The organism is Deltaproteobacteria bacterium (assembly GCA_020848905.1).
GTDB lineage: Bacteria > Myxococcota_A > Polyangia.
The window spans coordinates 56,508-73,123 of sequence record JADLHG010000016.1; the positions used below are offsets into that span (position 1 = coordinate 56,508).

The 16,616-nt window shown below is 69.9% G+C and carries 13 protein-coding genes; 1 reads left to right on the forward strand and 12 read right to left on the reverse strand.

The window, feature by feature from the left end:
* Window positions 1–67: 67 nt before the first annotated feature.
* The 3 genes from lon to IT371_07315 all read right to left on the reverse strand — a co-directional run bounded on the left by lon (window position 68) and on the right by IT371_07315 (window position 5,560).
* Window positions 68–2,494 (reverse strand): endopeptidase La, encoded by a 2,427-nt coding sequence (lon, locus tag IT371_07305; protein ID MCC6747447.1) that lies wholly within the window; start codon window positions 2,492–2,494, stop codon window positions 68–70.
* 76 nt (window positions 2,495–2,570) lie between these two features.
* Window positions 2,571–3,821 (reverse strand): thiolase domain-containing protein, encoded by a 1,251-nt coding sequence (locus IT371_07310; protein MCC6747448.1) that lies wholly within the window; start codon window positions 3,819–3,821, stop codon window positions 2,571–2,573.
* Between the two features lie 146 nt (window positions 3,822–3,967).
* Entirely contained in the window at window positions 3,968–5,560 is a 1,593-nt protein-coding gene (locus tag IT371_07315; GenBank protein MCC6747449.1) for a serine/threonine protein kinase, read from the reverse strand.
* A 196-nt stretch (window positions 5,561–5,756) separates the two neighbouring features.
* Between IT371_07315 and IT371_07320 the strand changes: the two genes are divergently transcribed.
* Window positions 5,757–6,233 carry a hypothetical protein gene (locus tag IT371_07320; protein ID MCC6747450.1) on the forward strand — a complete coding sequence of 159 codons (477 nt, stop codon included), beginning with the start codon at window positions 5,757–5,759 and terminating at the stop codon, window positions 6,231–6,233.
* Window positions 6,234–6,246: 13 nt separating this feature from the next.
* Here the strand turns inward: IT371_07320 and IT371_07325 are convergent, their stop codons facing one another.
* The 9 genes from IT371_07325 to IT371_07365 all read right to left on the reverse strand — a co-directional run bounded on the left by IT371_07325 (window position 6,247) and on the right by IT371_07365 (window position 16,578).
* Window positions 6,247–7,422 carry a PLP-dependent transferase gene (locus IT371_07325; GenBank protein ID MCC6747451.1) on the reverse strand — a complete coding sequence of 392 codons (1,176 nt, stop codon included), beginning with the start codon at window positions 7,420–7,422 and terminating at the stop codon, window positions 6,247–6,249.
* 10 nt (window positions 7,423–7,432) lie between these two features.
* Complete coding sequence (locus IT371_07330) at window positions 7,433–8,809, reverse strand: pyridoxal-phosphate dependent enzyme (protein ID MCC6747452.1); 1,377 nt, start codon at window positions 8,807–8,809, stop codon at window positions 7,433–7,435.
* Between the two features lie 97 nt (window positions 8,810–8,906).
* A complete protein-coding gene (locus IT371_07335) occupies window positions 8,907–9,704 on the reverse strand; it encodes a GGDEF domain-containing protein (protein MCC6747453.1) in 798 nt (265 codons plus the stop codon).
* Between the two features lie 131 nt (window positions 9,705–9,835).
* Complete coding sequence (locus IT371_07340) at window positions 9,836–9,988, reverse strand: hypothetical protein (GenBank protein MCC6747454.1); 153 nt, start codon at window positions 9,986–9,988, stop codon at window positions 9,836–9,838.
* A 133-nt stretch (window positions 9,989–10,121) separates the two neighbouring features.
* Window positions 10,122–10,412 carry a hypothetical protein gene (locus IT371_07345; protein ID MCC6747455.1) on the reverse strand — a complete coding sequence of 97 codons (291 nt, stop codon included), beginning with the start codon at window positions 10,410–10,412 and terminating at the stop codon, window positions 10,122–10,124.
* Window positions 10,409–10,813, reverse strand: a complete 405-nt coding sequence (locus tag IT371_07350) for a hypothetical protein (protein ID MCC6747456.1) — start codon at window positions 10,811–10,813, stop codon at window positions 10,409–10,411. Before IT371_07350 ends, IT371_07345 begins: the two co-directional genes overlap by 4 nt.
* Window positions 10,814–11,354: 541 nt before the next feature.
* Entirely contained in the window at window positions 11,355–13,361 is a 2,007-nt protein-coding gene (locus IT371_07355; GenBank protein ID MCC6747457.1) for a cation:proton antiporter, read from the reverse strand.
* A 29-nt stretch (window positions 13,362–13,390) separates the two neighbouring features.
* On the reverse strand, window positions 13,391–14,812 hold the full coding sequence (gene nhaA, locus IT371_07360; protein ID MCC6747458.1) for a Na+/H+ antiporter NhaA: 1,422 nt from the start codon (window positions 14,810–14,812) through the stop codon (window positions 13,391–13,393).
* A complete protein-coding gene (locus IT371_07365; protein ID MCC6747459.1) occupies window positions 14,809–16,578 on the reverse strand; it encodes a glycoside hydrolase family 15 protein in 1,770 nt (589 codons plus the stop codon). Before IT371_07365 ends, nhaA begins: the two co-directional genes overlap by 4 nt.
* Window positions 16,579–16,616 lie beyond the last annotated feature (38 nt).

The window sequence follows — 16,616 nt, forward strand, 5'->3', positions numbered from 1 at the left end:
CAGGATCCGCGGAGCTCCCGCGCTTCCGGCCGAGGTTGGGGCGCCGACGTGGGAAGGGAGACTTCTCCTACGGCACGGCGCGGAGCGGGACGGCGGCGGTCTCGAGCGTGACCTTGGGGAGCGCGACCTCCACCACCTCGGTCATGGTGCGCGCGCAGAGCACGGTGAGGCCGCGCCGCAGGTGCGGCTCGATGGCGAGCAGGTCGGGGCTGTTGTCGGCCGGCAGGATCAGCGTGCGCAGCCCGGCCCGCTGCGCGGCGATGACCTTCTCCTTGATGCCCCCCACGGGGAGCACGGCGCCGGTGAGGGTCAGCTCCCCGGTCATGGCCACGTTCTGCCGGAGCTGCTGCCCGCGCCCGCGCCGACGGAGTAGCGAGATGAGGGCCGTGGCGAGCGTGATGCCCGCCGAGGGGCCGTCCTTGGCCACCGCCCCCTCGGGGATGTGAATGTGCACGTCGTGGCGGGCGAGGAGCCGCGGGTCGATGCCGTACTGCACCGCGTTCGCCCGCACGTGCGAGAGCGCGATGGCGGCCGACTCGTTCATGACTTTTCCGACGAGGCCGGTCAGCTTCAGGCGACCCTTGCCCGGGACGAGCACGCTCTCGACGAGCAGCAAGCACCCCCCGTGCGGGGTCCAGGCCAGGCCGAGCGCCACGCCCGGTCGTCGTCCTCGGAAGTCCGGGTCGCGCGCGAAGCGCCGCGGGCCGAGGTAGCGCTCGAGGTGTTCCTTGCGGATCTCGAGCGTGTCGTCGGCGTTCCGGCGCCGCAGCACGATCTCTGCCGCCAGCTTGCGACAGAGGTGCCCGATCTGGCGCTCCAGCTCGCGCACGCCGGCCTCCTGCGTGTACTCCTCGATGACCTGGCGGGTCATCTTCCGTCCGAGGCGCAGGTGGCGCGCCTCGAGGCCGTTTTGCTGGCGCTGGCGCGGGAGCAGATACCGGGCGGCGATGGCCTGCTTCTCGGATTCCACGTACCCGGCGAGGCGAATGAACTCCATCCGGTCGCGCAGCGCCTCGGGGATCTGCTCCTCCACGTTGGCCGTGGCCACGAAGAGCACCGACGAGAGGTCGAAGGGGAGGTCCAGGTAGTTGTCCACGAAGGCGTGGTTCTGCACCGGGTCGAGGAGCTCGAGCAGCGCGTGCGTCGGATCGCTGCGCCAGTCGGCGCCCACCTTGTCCACCTCGTCCAGCATGAAGACCGGGTTCTGGACCTGCACCCGTCGCAGCGCCTGCAGGATGCGCCCGGGCATGGCCCCCACGTAGGTGATGCGGTGGCCGCGGATCTCGGCCTCGTCGCGCATGCCGCCGAGGGCGATGCGGTAGAACCGTCGCCCGAGCGCGTCGGCGATGGCCTGCCCGAGCGAGGTCTTCCCCACCCCGGGAGGCCCGAGGAGGCAGAGGATGGCTCCTCCGCGTCGCGGGTTCAGCTTGCGCACGGCGAGGAACTCGATGATGCGCTGCTTGACCTCCTTCAGGCCGAAGTGCGAGCGCTCGAGCTGGCGCGCCGCCTTGCGGATGTCCTGGCAGTCCTCGGTCCGCGCGGTCCACGGGAGCTCCACGAGCCAGTCGAGGTAGGTGCGGAGCATGTGGTACTCGCTCGAGTCCGCCGGGAGCAGCTGGGCCTTGGCCAGCTCTCGCCGCCCGCGCTCCTGAACCGCCTCGGGCAGCTCGTCGAGGCGCTTCGCGAAGCGCTCGAGCTCGAGCTCCTTCTCGTCTACCTCCTCGCCCAGCTCGCGCCGGATCTCGCGCAGCTGTTCGCGCAGGTAGGTCTCGCGCTGGCTCTTCTCGACGTTCTGCTGGATCTCCTCCTGGACCTTCTGGCCGAGCCGGGCGAGGTCGGTCTCGCGCGCGAGCAGCCCGAGGATACGCCGCAGCCGCTCGTCCACGAGGAGGGTGGCCAGGAGCGCCTGACGCTCCTCGATGGGAAGCGCGAGGCTCGCCGCCACGAAGTCCGCGAGCTGTCCCGGCTCGTCCAGCTCGGCGGCAGCGCGGCCGATGTCCTCGGGGGTCCAGCGGGAGAGGCCCGTCAGCTCGGCGACCGCCGAGCGCACGTTGCGCATCAGCGCCTCGACGCGCTTGGGGCTGCGGATGCGCTCCTCGGGGTAGGTCACCTCCGCCATGAGCCAGCCCTGGACCCGCTCGTAGCGCGTGACGTGCATGCGCCGCACGCCCGCCACCATCAGGCCATGCCGTCGCCCCGGCAGCCGCGCGTTGCGCAGGATCCGCCCGATGCAGCCCACGTCGAAGAGGCCGGGCTGGAGCTCTGGCTTCTCCGCCTCCCCCGGTGCCGCGGTCGTCGCGGCCGCGTGGACCGCGTCGCTTCGGAGGGCCACGCCCACGAGCCCCGTGGGGCCGGTGAGGGCCAGCAGCGCCTTCTGCTCCCCCTTCGGCACCGTGATCGGCAAGACCAGCGAGGGAAAGAGCACCTCCTCGGCCGGAAGGACCACCACGCGCGCGGGAAGCGCGACCTCGAGTTCCCGGGGCTCAGACAGCATGAGGGGAGCATACCGCGGGGGCGGCGGAGCGGCCACGGAGGGTTTTGTTATTAAATTATAGTAACTTGCGTAGCGACTAGACGTTTCGGAGCACGCAGACGACGGCGGTGCGGTCGTCCCCGCCCATGTTGGCGCTCAGGCCCAGGGTGGGGGCGGTCTTCAGCTGATAGTCCCCGCACTGGCCCTTCATCTGGCGGTAGAGCTCCAGCACCTGCTTGATCCCCGTCGCACCGACGGGATGACCGAAGGCCACCAGGCCGCCGCCCGTGTTCACGGGGAGCGTCCCGCCGAGCTCCGTCTTGCCCTCGCGGACCAGCCGCGCCCCCTTGCCCTGCTCGGCGAAGCCCAGGGCCTCGTACATGAGGAGCTCGGTGATGGTGAAGCAGTCGTGGACCTCCGCGACCTGCACCTGATGGGGCTTCACCCCCGCGGCGGCGTAGGCCCGGGCTGCGGCCGCGGCCGTGTTCTCCATGCGCAGTGGCGGGGGCTCGGCGCGCAGTGAGGCGGTGGCCACCTCGCAGGCGAGAAGTTCCGCGCAATCCGCGGCCTTGCGGCCGATGCGCTTCAACCCCTCCTCGGAGCAGAGCAAGAGCGCGGAGCCGCCGTCGGAGACCTGCGAGCAGTCGGAGACCCGGAGGTACTCCTTGTATTCGGGGTTCGAGATGAAGAGGGGATTCGCGTCCGAGGCGGTGTTGGCCTGCGCGAGGCCCATCTTCACAGTATGCATATGAGCGAAAGAATTGCGGTTTGCGTTGGCGTAGGCCTTCACGGCGGTCCGCGCGCAGTCCTCCATGGTGGTCTCGGTCTCCGCCATCACGGCCTTGGCCCGGCGCGCGAAGAGGCACGGGAAGGTGAAGGGGTCGATCGCGCGCTGGGTCTTGTAGTGCGCGGCACGCGCCAGGTAGTCGGCTCCGACCTTGGCGTTCTGCGTGGTCTGGATCTCCGCCCCCACCACGAGCACGACCTCGGCGCCGGCGCGGATGGCGTCCACCCCGCAGGCCACGGCCAGGCCCCCCGACGCGCAGGCTCCCTCGACCCGTGCGATCGGCTTGCCGCCCAGATCGGGGTCGGCCCCGGCGAGGAGCGCCCCCGCGTGGCCCTGGTTGTCGAAGAGCTCGCCCGCGAAATTCCCGACGAAGGCCTTGTCCACTGCCACCGCCGCGGCGTGCGTCGCCGCCAGCGCGCCGAGGGCCGCCTCCTTGATGTACCACTCCAGGTCGGGGTTCTCTCGCTTGCCGAACTCGGGGTGGCCCTTCCAGACGAAGTCCGGATGGAACTTCCCGATGTACTTGGTGTGGGCCCCACCCGCGACGAAGACCTTGCGCATGATTTCCTCCCCGGCGGGCCTAACCCGCCGCCGCGCGCCCGCAGCGCGCATATAGGATGGCGTACGTCGGGCCGGAAGCTACCGGATCGCTCCAGGGATGGCAAGGCGCGGCCCGGGCGGCAGGCGGGGCGCTCCCGCCCGCGCGGCTACTTCTTGCTCGGTGGGCGGTCGACGGCTGTGCCGAAGGGCGCCGTCGGGGTCTTCTTCTTCACGGGAGAGGTGGGGTGCTGCTCCACGGTCTCCTCGTCGGAGAGCGTGCCGATGCCGATGTCCGTGTCGCGACCGCTCCCCGTGCGCGAGCGAGGGGTGCCGATCACCGCATGGCGGCCCGCGGTGATGCCGCCCGTGCCGTGCGGCAACAGCGGCGGCGCCTCCCTTTCGGGGGGAGTGGCCGTCGAAGCCGGCGTGTTTGGCACGACCGCGCGCGCACTCGCCGACGGGAGCGCGCCGGGCGAGCCGCCCGAGGGATTCGTGGCCGAGAAGAGCTCGGCCAGCTCGTCGGTCAGGCGGGAGCTGGGCGTCCGGCCTCCCTGAGCGCCGGGGCGCGACGCGACCACTGCGGGGGAGGGCGGACTCGCGGGGCGCGGCGGCGCGGCGGCCGCCCCGGTGCTGCTCGCTCCCGCGGGGAGGGGGAGCTCGTCGGGCCGATCAGGCACGTGCGGGGGCACGATCCCCGCTTCCACGGCCCCGGGGAGCCGGTGGGCATCGCGCAGGAAGACCGTGTCGGTGAAGCAGTCGGCGAGCGCTTCGACCAGGTCGTCCATCGTCTGAAAGCGCCGGTCGGGCTTCTTCTCGAGGCAACGCATGATCGTGCGGTGCGTGCCCTCGTCCACTTGGACGCGCGGATTGCGTTCGCCCGGGGGGACCACCTTCCCCGAGACGTGCCCGTTCAGGATGTCGAGCGCCGCGTCTCCCTCGAAGGGCACCGTCCCCGTCACCATCTCGTAGAAGAGGATGCCGAGCGCGTACACGTCGCTGCGGCCGTCTACCGCCTCGCCGCGGGCCTGCTCGGGAGACATGTAGTGGGGCGTGCCGAAGATGATGCCGGTCTTGGTGCTCCAGCCCGAGGGCGCCTTGTCGGCGATCATGCGCGCCACGCCGAAGTCCAGGACCTTCACGAAGTCGAAGGTCCCTTCGGCCTCGACCACGAACTGGCGTCCGGTGTCGTTCTGCACCGCGCGAACGACGCGGCGGCGCCCCTCCCGATTGGTCAGGAAGATGTTGTCGGGCTTGAGGTCCTGGTGAACGATGCCGTGGTCGTGCGCGGCGGCGAGGGCGTGTCCGATCTGCCGCACGATGTTCACGGCCTTGAAGATCGGCACCACCCCCTGCCGCGCCAGGATCGTCTCGAGGCTCTCTCCCTCGAGGTACTCCATGATGAAATAGACCGACCCGTCGGGGCTCGTGCCGAAGTCGGTCACGTCCACGATGCTCGGGTGGCGAATGCGGCTCGCGGCGCGAGCCTCCTTGAGGAACTGGTCCGCGGCCCCTTTGCGGCGGGCGAAGCGTTCGTGCAGGACCTTGATCGCCACGGGCTTGCCGAGCAGGCTGTGCTCCCCGCGGTAGACGACCCCCATCCCCCCCTCGCCCAGGATCCCCTGGATGTCGTAGTTGCCGAGCTTGGCGCCCACGCGGGCCAGCACCTCCGGCCCGTAGAGCGGCGAGCCGTCGACGGAGCAACGGTCCGCGGGTTCGGCGAAGCGCCGACCACACTGCGGGCAGCTCAGCGTCAGGCTCATGGGCGTGGTCCCCGTGGCTTCATCGGCGGGATGATCGCGTCATTGAGGCAACGGCTACTATCCCACGCGGGCGCGGGGCGGTGCAAGGCTCACGCAGGGTTTCGGCTCGCGCTCGCTCAGCGGCTCGAGCGTCCCTCGTTGTGACCGGGTACGAGGGACTGCTACCATGCGGCGCGTTGCAGAGCGGAGTTGCCCGATGTCGTCGCGATCCCTGCGTGCGTTGCTCTTCCTGGTCCCTCTTAGCGCGCTCTCGGCGGGGTTCACGCCGTTCAGCCCCATCACGAGCGTGTGTCCGAAGTGCCCCGCGCCGAACGAGGACGTGGTGGTGCTCCTCTCCGGGGTGCGCGTCCCCTGCCGTGTCGTGGCGCACAACCGCAGCTACTACATCCTGGAGCGGCTCGGGGAGGTGCGCGCGGTGAAGAAGCGCGAGGTGGGGCAGGTCGTGTGGCGGGGGTCCGAGCAGCCGGTCCTGCAGACGGCCGACCAGGTGATCCTCAAGAACGGGGTGGTGCTGCACGGCTCCATCGTCGAGGAGGAGAAGGCGCGTTTCTTCGTCGTGCAGAGCGGGAGCCGGCGGCTCGTGGCCTGGGTGAGCCAGATCGCGGCGGTCTACAAGCAGGGGGAGGCCTACCGGTTCAAGAACTCCGAGCCGACGGCCCAGCCGAGCCCGTAGAACGTCGCGGGGACTACACCCGCTCTGCGGCGGCCAGCGCTGCGGCCAGATCGCCGCGGAGGTCCTCGAGGTCCTCGATCCCCACCGACAGGCGAATCAGGCCGTCGTCGATGCCGAGCTGCGCGCGCAGGTGCGGCTCCACCGAGGCGTGGGTCATGATCGCGGGGTGCTCGACGAGGGATTCGACGCCGCCCAGGCTCTCGGCGAGGGCGAAGACGCGGAAGGCCTTCAGCGCCGCGCGGGCCGCGGGGAGCCCGCCCTTGACCACGAAGGTGATCATCCCGCCGAAGCCCGTCTGCTGCGCCTTGGCGAGCGCGTGCTGTGGATGGCTCGACAGGCCCGGGTAGATCACCTTCTGCACGGCGGCGTGCTCGGCGAGGAAGCCGGCCAGGGCGCGCGCGTTCGTCTCGTGGCGCTCCATGCGGACGTGCAGGGTCTTCAGCCCGCGGAGCACGAGGAAGCAGTCGTTCGGCGACGGCACGGCACCGACGGCGTTCTGCAGGAACTTCAGCCGCGCGTGGAGCTCCGCGTTCGAGGTGAGCGCGATCCCCCCCACCGCGTCGGAGTGGCCGTTCAGGTACTTCGTGGTCGAGTGCACGACGAGGTCGGCGCCGAGCTCGAGCGGGCGCTGGTTGAAGGGGGTCATGAAGGTGTTGTCCACGACCAGGAGCGCCCCCGCCTGGTGCGCGAGCTCGGCCACCTTGCGGAGGTCGATGACCTTCAGCATCGGGTTCGTCGGGGTCTCGAGCCAGACGAGCTTGGTCCCCGCGAAGCGCGCCGGCACGAGGTTCTCGGGGCGGGTGAGGTCGAGGAAATCGAACGAGAGCCCGTGGCGGCGGTAGACCTTGTCGAAGATGCGGTAGGTCCCGCCGTAGACGTCGTCGGCGGAGACGACGCGGTCGCCGGCGTCGAGCAGGTGCATCACCGCGTCGGTGGTGGCGCAGCCCGAGGCGAAGGCGATCCCGTGCGCGGCTCCCTCGAGCGCCGCGATGCAGCCCTCGAGCGCCTCGCGGGTCGGGTTCTGCGTGCGCGCGTATTCGTAGCCCAGGTGCTCGCCTGGCCCCGACTGGACGTATGTCGAGGTCTGGTAGATGGGCGTCATGATCGCGCCCGTCGTGGGGTCGGGGCGCTGCCCGGCGTGGATGGCCTTCGTGCCGAAGCCGCCGGTAGGAGTGCGATCGTTCGACATGTCCTTCGTCCTAGGCGGCGGTGCGCTTCGAGATGTAGTCGATGAGGTCGATCTTGGTCAGCAGGCCCGTGAGCTTGTCGCCGTCGCGCACCACGGCCACGAGCCCCTGGGCCAGGATGTCGTGGAGCTTGCTCACCGGCGCGGTGGAGAGGATCACGCCGTTCAGCGGCTGCATGACCGTTTCCACCGGGGACTGCTTGGTCGCGCGTCCTTCGAGGAGCGCGTCGAGGAGGTCCAGCTCGTGGAGCATGCCCACGGGGCGGCCCGCCGCGTCCACCACGGGCATCTGGCTGAACGAGCGCTCCTTGAGCGTCGCGATGGCCTGCCCCACTCCCATCCCGGTCGACGCGGTGAGCAGAGTCTGGTCGGCCTTGCCCGCGAGCACGTCGGCCACGGTGCCGAAGGTCTCCGGCCGCGCCATGAAGCCGTTATCGATCATCCACTCGTCGGAGTAGAACTTGGAGATGTAGCTCTTCCCACCGTCGGGGAGCACGACCACCACCGTCTTGCCCTTGCCGAGCTCCTTGGCCACCTGCACCGCCACGTGCACCGCCGCGCCCGAGGAGCCGCCCGCGAAGAGCCCCTCCTGGCGGGCCAGCTTTCGCGCCGCCACGAAGGACTGCTTGTCGTCGATCTGGCGGATATCGTCGATGACGGACATGTCGAGCGCGCCGCAGATCATGTCCTCGCCGATCCCCTCCACTTTGTAGACGTGGGGCTTGGACATCTGGCCGGTTTTGAAGAGGCTGTGAAAGACGCTCCCCACCGGGTCGGCGGCGACGTTCTGCACCTTGGGATTCTTCTCCTTGAGGTACTTGCCGGCGCCGCTCATCGTGCCGCCCGTGCCGATGCCGGCCACGAAGACGTCGATCTTGCCTTCGGTGTCCTCCCAGATCTCGGGGCCGGTGCTGCGGTAGTGGGCCTCGATGTTCAGCTTGTTGTGGTACTGGTTCAGGTAGAAGGAACCCGGCGTCTCGCGGGCGATGCGCTTGGCCGTCTCGTAGTAGCTGTCGGGGGAGTCGGCGGGGACGTTGGTCGGCGTGACCACCACCTCGGCGCCCATGGCCTTGAGCGTGTTCACCTTCTCGGTGGACATCTTGTCGGGGATCGTGAAAACGCAGCGAAAGCCGTTCACCGCGGCCCAGAGCGCGATTCCGGCGCCGGTGTTTCCGGAGGTGTTCTCGACGATCGTGCCCCCCTGCTTGAGCTGCCCGGTCTGCACCGCCTTGGCGAGGATGTGCATGGCCATGCGGTCCTTCACGCTGCCGCCGGGGTTCAGGTACTCGCACTTGGCGAGCACGGTGGCGTCCTCGGGTCCCACCAGCTTGCGCAGGCGGACCAGCGGGGTGCGTCCAACAGCCTCGAGAATGGTTTCGAAAACGCGCATCGGGGGCTCCTCGTTTCGGCGTCTCTCATTAGATCAATCGCCCGCAAAAGACAATCGCCGCTGCGTGGGGCGCCAGAGTCGGAGGACGAGCTATTCGCTAGCGTTCCGGGAGCTGCATAGCCGCGAACGGCTCGACGTGCGCCGCGTTTTTCCCCGCGGCCTTCACGCGATACATGAGCTGGTCGGCCGCCGTGATGATCGCGTCGACGCTATCGGGTGGCGCATCGAAGGTGACGGCGCCGATGCTGCACGAGACAGGCCAGGAGCTCGCGGCCATGGCCTCCGCGACGCCCGTCCCGAGCCTTCGCAGCAGTCGGCGCGCGCCGGCGACGTCGGTCTCGGGCAGGAGCAGGGCGAACTCGTCGCCGCCCAGGCGGGCCACGGTGTCCGTTGCGCGCGTGGCCGCGCGCATGGCGTTCGCCGCTTCGAGGAGCGCCAGGTCTCCGACGGTGTGGCCGTAACGGTCGTTGACCTCCTTGAAGTTGTCGAGGTCGACGAAGGCGAGCGTCACGGGACGGGGATAGCGCTGCTGGCGGCCGAGCTCCGCCGTCGCGATCTCGTAAAAAGCGCGGGCGTTCAAGAGCCCCGTGAGGGGATCCGTGCGGGCCAGGCGGCGCTCGGTCGCCCTGCTTCGCTGCAGGAACACCACGAGGAAGACCACCACGGCGAAGGCCAGCAGGTGCGCCACGGCGTTGAAGGCCCAGGCCCAGGCCGGGAAGTTCTGACCAGCCAGCAGATGTGAGCCGGCCCAGGCCGCCAGGGCCAGCAGCGCCACGATGAGTCCTGCAGCCAGGCCCAGCTTCCAGGCGGTCAGCGCAACCGGCACGACGTAGAGCGGGTAGAGGCGCAACTCGACGCCCATCACGTGGTCGAGTAGCCCCGTGGCTCCGATCATCAGCAGGCAGGTCGCCAGGACCGTCGCCGCGCCTCCCCGCGGCTCAGTGAACGCCGGAGGGGGGTCAGAGAGACCCGTGGTCACAGCTCGCGCGGCTGCGTGTGGCGTCGGGGCGCTCACGGCGTCCGACCTCAGTAGCGACAGACCGCGCCCACCGGTGAGCCACGAAGGAGGACGCTCCTGGCGATCTCGAAGACCACTCCCCCCTTCAGCAACGTCAGCTCGCAGAGGTCATCGATGATGTCGCCGTCCTCGGTGTCTCGCTGCTCCTGCTTCTCGTGCATGACGAGCTCTCCGGTGTCGGGATCGACGCGTCCCCAGACGACGGCGTGGTGGCGACGTCGCTGCCCTCATTCGAGCGTTTGGACCGATGCCGTGATGCTCGTCTGAAACGCCCGAAGCCGGCCGTCGCTCTCCCTAATGGTGTTTCGCCGAGACGGCCTTTGGCTCCTCACCCTGGCCCGCGTAGGCCTCGACAAAGGCCTCCTTCGCCGCGTGGGAGGCCTCCTGGACAGCCTGCGGGAAATGACCAACTTTGCCCCGCGTGCGCGTGACGAAGGAACGAACGCGCGCGCGGTTATCGGCCTGGGCCAGGTAAGCGACCGCGGCGCCTGCCAGCGCCCCACCGGCGAACATCAGCAAGAGCGAGGTCCCACTGTAGCCCGCCCGACCATTGCTCGACTGTCCATTCATTCCTTCACTTGTCATGGCGAACGCTCCTTTTGCGCTGGAGCTGACGGCTCCGTTGCGGCCGATATTCCGTTTCCCCCCGCAGGGTCTTCGGCTTCTGCCGCCGGCTCGCGGAGCGCGCGGACGAGCGCGACCACGGCGGGTCCAACGGCGGCACCGATGGACGACATGATGCGGATCGAATCCTTGATCTGGGCGGCCGCGTGGGCGACCTCCTTGACCTCGGCGATGGTCTCGTTCAGTGCGACCACGGTGGTGGACACCTCGGCCAGAGTCTGTTCGCCGCGGCTACCCATGGTCTTGAGAAACCTTTGCCCAGCGCGCAGGGTGGCGAACAGCTGCAAGCTAACCGGGATCCACATCCCGACGAAAACCGAGGCCACCACCAACAGCGCGATCTGCCAGCTTTGCATGCCCATCGCTCCCCTCTTCGGACTGAGCCACCCTCGATGGAGGCAGTGGCAAGACCTGGACCGCGGCGCGAGAGCACGTGGAGGCCCAAGGCCCCGGCGGTCAAGACGCGCTCAATCGCACCAGATAGCCGTTCTTCAGCAGGATCGACGCCAAGGTTCGGCGCCGCAGCCGTTGCAATCTGCGGGCAGGAGCCGGCATTCCGCACGAGCTCCTCCCCGGCAACGCCATGGGCCCCCGGGGCCGCGAGGCCGAGACGCCTGGGCCGGAGATAACGGTTGCCTCACCGGGCGACTCGGCCCCCGGACCTCCTCCAACCCCGCGACAGGCCTTGTACAGCGGGTGAGGTGGGACATACTGTCTGGGGTGCTCACGATGATCGGTGCTTCCGCCACGGCCTCGGTGATTCGTCTGGCCTGTCCGCACTGCGGGGAGGTCCAGGCGCGCGCTCGCAAGCCGCGGGGAGAACGATACCGTTGCCGCGCCTGCCAGAGGCTCTTCTCGCGCGAGGAGGGTGAGGAGGCCGCAAAGCGAGCGCCCCGATAGAGCTCAGGGGCCGCCTGGAGGTGGCGGCTCCCCGAGCAGGACCAGCGCGTCGCGGATCGATTCCCGGGATCCAACCAGGTAGACCACGTCCCCCACGCGCAGCGGCTCTTGCGGCCCCGGATGCTCGAGGAGCTTCCCCTCGCGCCGGATCGCCACGACGAGCGCGCCGGTCCTCCGGCGCAGGTCCAGCTCGAGGGCGGTGCGTCCCGCGCAGGGGCTGTCACTCGTTACGAGCAGGCTCTCGATCTTCAGGTGCGCCAGCGCCTCGTGCTCCGCGAGGGTGGCTCGGGGTACGGAGACCTCGCGGCGGGAGGTGCGGTGCTCCTCGCGCGCGGCCTCGACGCGGCGGTCGATGACGTTGCGTGGGAGCTCGAGGCGGCGGAGGAGCCGCACGAGGATCTCGATGCTCGCCTCGACCTCCTCGGCGATCACGTCGGTGGCGCCGAGCGCGAGAAGTCGCTCGCTCTCGGCGAGGTGCCGGGTGCGCACAAAGAGGGGGACCTCCGGGGCGACCCGGCGCAGCGTGTCCACGACGCGAAGGGCGGCTTGTGGATCGTTGATGGCGACCACGACGGCGCGCGCGCCGGCCACGTTCGCGTGGGCGAGGGCCTCGGGGCTCGTGGCGTCGGCGTACTCGACAGGCTCCCCGGCGGCTCGGGCCCGACGCACGGTCTCGATGTTCAGCTCGAGGGCGATGTGCCTGAGGTTCGTGGCCCCGAGGGCGCGTGAAACGATGCGCCCCGCGAGGCCGTAGCCGATGATCACGGTGTGCCCCTCGGTAGCAGGAACCCCGCCTCCTTCGGGAAGGCTGTGGGCGCGGAGCCAGCGGGCGAGGGGGGCGAGCAGCGTCTCGGCGAGAGTGATCCGGGGACCGAGCGCGATGAGTAAGGGGGTGAAGAACATGCTCAGGATCCCGGCCGCGAGGATGAGCCCCGAGGTCGAGCGGTCGGTCAGCCCCGCGGCCTGGCCGAGCTTCAGGATCACGAAGCCGAACTCGCTGAACTGCGCGAGGCTGAGCCCGGCGAGCCAGGCGGAGCGCGCGGGGAGCCGCACGAGAAGCGCCGCGAGGGCGGCGAGCACGCCCTTACCGACGAGCAGGGCGAGGAGCAGACCGCCGACGGCCGCCGGTCGCGCTAGGACGAGTCGCGCGTCGAAGAGCATGCCGAGAGAGATGAAGAAGACGCTCATCAGGGCGTCACGCAGCGGCAGGATGTCCCCCATCGCGCGGTGCTGGAAGTCCGTGTCGGCGATCACCATGCCGCCGAGGAAAGCGCCGAGCGCGAGCGAGAGACCGGCGAGCGAGGTCAGCCAGGCGGTCCCCACACAGGCCGTGAGGATCGCGAGGAGGAAGACCTCGCGGCTGCGCGCGGCGTCCACGAAGCGGAGTGCACGCGGCAAGAGGAGGCGCGCGGCGAGGAGCACGGCGGTCACCACGAGCGCGGCCTTGGCGAGAGCCCAGCCGAGGGCGAGCGCCGTCGCGCTGGCGGTGCCCTTGCCGGCGAGGGCCGGGACGACGAGAAGCATGGGGATCACGCAGAGATCTTGCAAGACGAGCGTCCCGACGGTGAAGCGGCCGTGCGGGGCGTCGACCTCTCCGCGGTCCCCGAGCGCGCGGAGCACGATGGCCGTGCTGGAGAGGGCGCAGGCGAGCCCGTAAAAGGTGGCGCGACGCAGGTCGTGGCCGAGGAGTGTGGCGATGCCCGTGCCGCCGGCGAGCGTCGTCAGGACCTGGACCAGCCCGCCGAGCGCCGCGTTGCCGAGGACGCGGCGCAACCGGTCGGTGGAGAACTCGAGCCCGATCGTGAAGAGGAGGAAGACGACCCCGAGCTCGGCGAGGGTCTCGATCGCCTCCGCGTTGCGCACGAGCCCCAGGTCGAAGGGGCCGAGGAGGGCCCCCACCACGAGCAGGCCCGCGACGGTGGGCACGCGCGCCTTGGCGAGCAGCACCGTGACGAGGGCGGCGAGCCCTGCCGTGATCGCGAGCTGTTCGAGCAGCGCAAGGTGTCCCACGTCGGTCGCACTCCCACGTTTCGCGCGCGTCAGGTCGACAGTGCGGCTTCGGCCTCGTCCGCCGACCGCTCCGCCGCTGCGCCCTGTGGGGGTTTTAGCATCAGTCGGCCGAGAAGGAGCCCGCCGATGGCGGCCACAGCGCTGGCGCCGAGGATCCCGAGCTTGGCTCCCACGAGGAGCGTGGGCTGGGCGAAGGCGAGCTGGGCGATGAAGAGGGCCATGGTGAAGCCGATGCCCGCCACGACGCCGAGCACTGTCAGGTGGCGCCAGGTCAGGCCAGACGGAAGCACCGCGACGCCGAGCTTCAGGGCGAGAGCCACGGAGAGGAGGACCCCGACGGGCTTGCCGAGGACGAGCCCGATCGCGGTGCCGAGCGCGGCCCGAGTCGATTCGGGTCCGAGCGTGAGGTCGCCGAGGGACACACCGGCGTTGGCCAGCGCGAAGATAGGCATGACGCCGAAGGCAACCCAGGGGTGCAGCGACTCGATGAGGCTCTCCGCCGGAGACATCGCTTCTCGGCGCGCGAGGTCGACGCGTCGCAGCCGCTGGGCGAGGTCGTGAGAGGAGACGGTCGCGGGGGAGGTCTGCCCGAGGGACTCGAGCTCTCTGCCGACACTCTCGGCGAAGCCCTCCGAGCCGAGCCAGGCCCGAACCGGGGTGAGCAGTCCGACGATGACGCCGGCGATCGTCGGATGAACCCCTGCTGCGTAGGTGCCGCCCCAGACCACCAGCGCCGGGACGACGTAGGCGAGCTTCGTGCGGACGCCCACCCCTTGCATGGCCAGGATCCAGCCGATGCCGAGCGCCGCGACGACAAAGCCGGCGATGGAGACGCCCGAGGAATAGAAGACGGCGATCACGATGATCGCGCCGAGGTCGTCGATCACGGCGAGGGCAAGCAGGAGGACACGCAACGATGCAGGAACCCGCCGTCCGAGGAGCGTGAGGATCCCCACGGCGAAAGCGATGTCCGTGGCCATGGGCACGCCCCAGCCGCTGCGCGTGGCGGGGGCCCCCGCGATCGTCAGGTAGAGCAGGGCCGGAGCGACCATCCCGCCGAGGGCCGCGATGGCAGGCAGTGCTGCGCGTCGGGGGCTGGAAAGCTCACCGTGGTGCAGCTCGCGCCGGATCTCGAGCCCCACGACGAAGAAGAAGATGACCATCAGGCCGTCGTTGACGACCCAGTCGAGCGAGCGCTCGAAAGACCACGGCCCGAGCTTCACGCCGAGAGACAGGTGCCAGAGCTCGCGGTAGCTGCCGGCCCAGGGTGAGTTCGCCCAGACGAGCGCGACCGCCGCCGCCAGGAGCAGCAGGATGCCGCTCGCGGCCTCGATCTTGAGGAACCTGTCGAGTGGGCGCCGCGCGAAGCGAGCGAGCCGGATGAGCGGCTCCCAGGAGCCGGGGGGGGCAGGCGGCAGCGGGGCTGCGCCGTCGGCCCGGGTCGCGGTCATGAGCCCACCTCGGACCACCGCGGAGAGGCGGCGAAGGCCGCGTGGATGAGGCCCACGTGCGAGTAGGCCTGCGGGAAGTTTCCCCACATGGTGCCTGTCGCGGGATCGACGTCCTCGGAGAGCAGGCCGAGGGGGGCGCGGATCGCACGAACCCGTTCCATGAGGGAGCGAGCCTCCGCAAGACGCCCGAGTCGTGCAAGCGCCTCGATCTCCCAGAAGGTGCAGAGCATGAAGGCGACGCCCGGCACCCCGAAGCCATCGTCCGTCCGGTACCGCCGCAGCCAGCTCGCGTGCGCGAGATCCGCGCGGACCGCGTCCACTGTCGCGTGCAAGAGGGGTGACTCGTGCGGCACGAGGTGCAAGGTCACGGCCTGCAGGAGCGCCGCGTCGACCTCGGTTCCTCCGTAGTCTGCGACGAGGCAACCGCGCAGGGGATCCACCGCGTGGGTGAGAATCTCCTGCTTCAGTCGCGCCGCCGCGACCTCGAACTCGCTCGCGTCATTCGGCCGGTGCCGCTGTGCGATGCGGTGCATCCGGTCGGCGGCGGCCCAGCACATCAGGGTGCTGAAGGTCTGGGGCCGCCAGCCCGAGCGGTACTCCCAGATCCCGGCGTCGGGCTGCCCGGCCACGGCTATAGCCTTGCGGGCCAGGCGCGTGACGAGGTCCACGACCGGGAGCGTCACGTGCTCCTGAAACCGTGCGTCGAGAAAGAGGGGCGTCAGCGCCAGGACCATCTCACCGAAGACGTCGTGCTGCCGGTGCGCGGCCGCCGCGTTGCCCACGCGCACGGGGCGTTCGCCGCGAAAACCGGGCCACGCGTCGAGGACCTGCTCTTCGAGGTCCGCCTTGCCATCGATGCGGTAGAGTGGCGCGAGGTCCAGCTCGGGGGAGGACGCGGCCACGTTCAGGAGGAAGTGCAGAAACTGCTCCCGCTCTTCGAAATGCCCGAGCAGGCGGAACGCTCCGAGCGCATAGTACGCGTCACGGAGCCAGCAGTAGCGATAGTCCCAGCAGCGGCCGGAGCCTGGAGCCTCAGGAATCGAAGTGGTGAGGGCCGCCACGATCGCGCCGGTGTCCTCGAAGCAGTGGAGCTTCAGGGCCAGCGCCGAACGAATGACCTCCTCCTGGTAGACGGGGGGAATGTCGCAGTGCTTGACCCATTGCCGCCAGTATCGCTCGGTTTCCCGGAGGAAGCGGTCGCACAGCGGCTCGAGGGGCTCCTCCACGGGCGCACCCCAGGCGAGGACGAAGTGCTCGCGCTCGGTGAGGGCGAACGGAACGCCGTCCAGGTAGGAGATCGGCGCGTCCGTGGTGAGCCGGAGCTCCGCGTCGTAGCCCCAGAACGCGACGTGGTGGGATCCGAGCTCTCGCCGTGGACGGCCGCGCGACCAGCCCCGTATCGGGTCGCACACGACGCGAATGCGAGGGGTGCCGGAGAGCGGCTCGACCACGCGCACGAGCTTCGTTGGGCGGAAGCTGCGCTGGTGCTCGACGAAGCGCGGGGCGAAGTCGAGGACGCGAAACTCGCCGTCTGGGCCGGAGAACTTCGTCTCGAGGATGTTTGTGTTGGTCAGGTAGCGCTGCGTGCCCGTGGCACCGTCGGCCGGGCCGATCGAAAACGTGCCACCGGCGACGTCGTCGAGGAGAGCGGCGAAGATAGGTGGGGAATCGAAGCGCGGAAAACAGGACCAGACAATGGCTCCGTCGCGACGGACCAGCGCCGAGACCTGGCAATTGCCTATGAGACCCAGCTCCGAGAGCGTCATGGCTAGAGACCGTAGCACGAGATGGTTGGATATCCAAT

Bases quoted from the DNA above. Each gene is read 5' to 3' on its own strand.
- nhaA (MCC6747458.1), bottom strand. From the start codon at position 14,812: ATGACCGCGACCCGGGCCGACGGCGCAGCCCCGCTGCCGCCTGCCCCC.
- IT371_07345 (MCC6747455.1), bottom strand. From the start codon at position 10,412: ATGACAAGTGAAGGAATGAATGGACAGTCGAGCAATGGTCGGGCGGGC.
- IT371_07340 (MCC6747454.1), bottom strand. From the start codon at position 9,988: ATGCACGAGAAGCAGGAGCAGCGAGACACCGAGGACGGCGACATCATC.
- IT371_07320 (MCC6747450.1), top strand. From the start codon at position 5,757: ATGTCGTCGCGATCCCTGCGTGCGTTGCTCTTCCTGGTCCCTCTTAGC.
- IT371_07310 (MCC6747448.1), bottom strand. From the start codon at position 3,821: ATGCGCAAGGTCTTCGTCGCGGGTGGGGCCCACACCAAGTACATCGGG.
- IT371_07335 (MCC6747453.1), bottom strand. From the start codon at position 9,704: ATGATCGGAGCCACGGGGCTACTCGACCACGTGATGGGCGTCGAGTTG.
- IT371_07350 (MCC6747456.1), bottom strand. From the start codon at position 10,813: ATGGGCATGCAAAGCTGGCAGATCGCGCTGTTGGTGGTGGCCTCGGTT.
- IT371_07330 (MCC6747452.1), bottom strand. From the start codon at position 8,809: ATGCGCGTTTTCGAAACCATTCTCGAGGCTGTTGGACGCACCCCGCTG.
- IT371_07365 (MCC6747459.1), bottom strand. From the start codon at position 16,578: ATGACGCTCTCGGAGCTGGGTCTCATAGGCAATTGCCAGGTCTCGGCG.
- IT371_07315 (MCC6747449.1), bottom strand. From the start codon at position 5,560: ATGAGCCTGACGCTGAGCTGCCCGCAGTGTGGTCGGCGCTTCGCCGAA.
- lon (MCC6747447.1), bottom strand. From the start codon at position 2,494: ATGCTGTCTGAGCCCCGGGAACTCGAGGTCGCGCTTCCCGCGCGCGTG.
- IT371_07325 (MCC6747451.1), bottom strand. From the start codon at position 7,422: ATGTCGAACGATCGCACTCCTACCGGCGGCTTCGGCACGAAGGCCATC.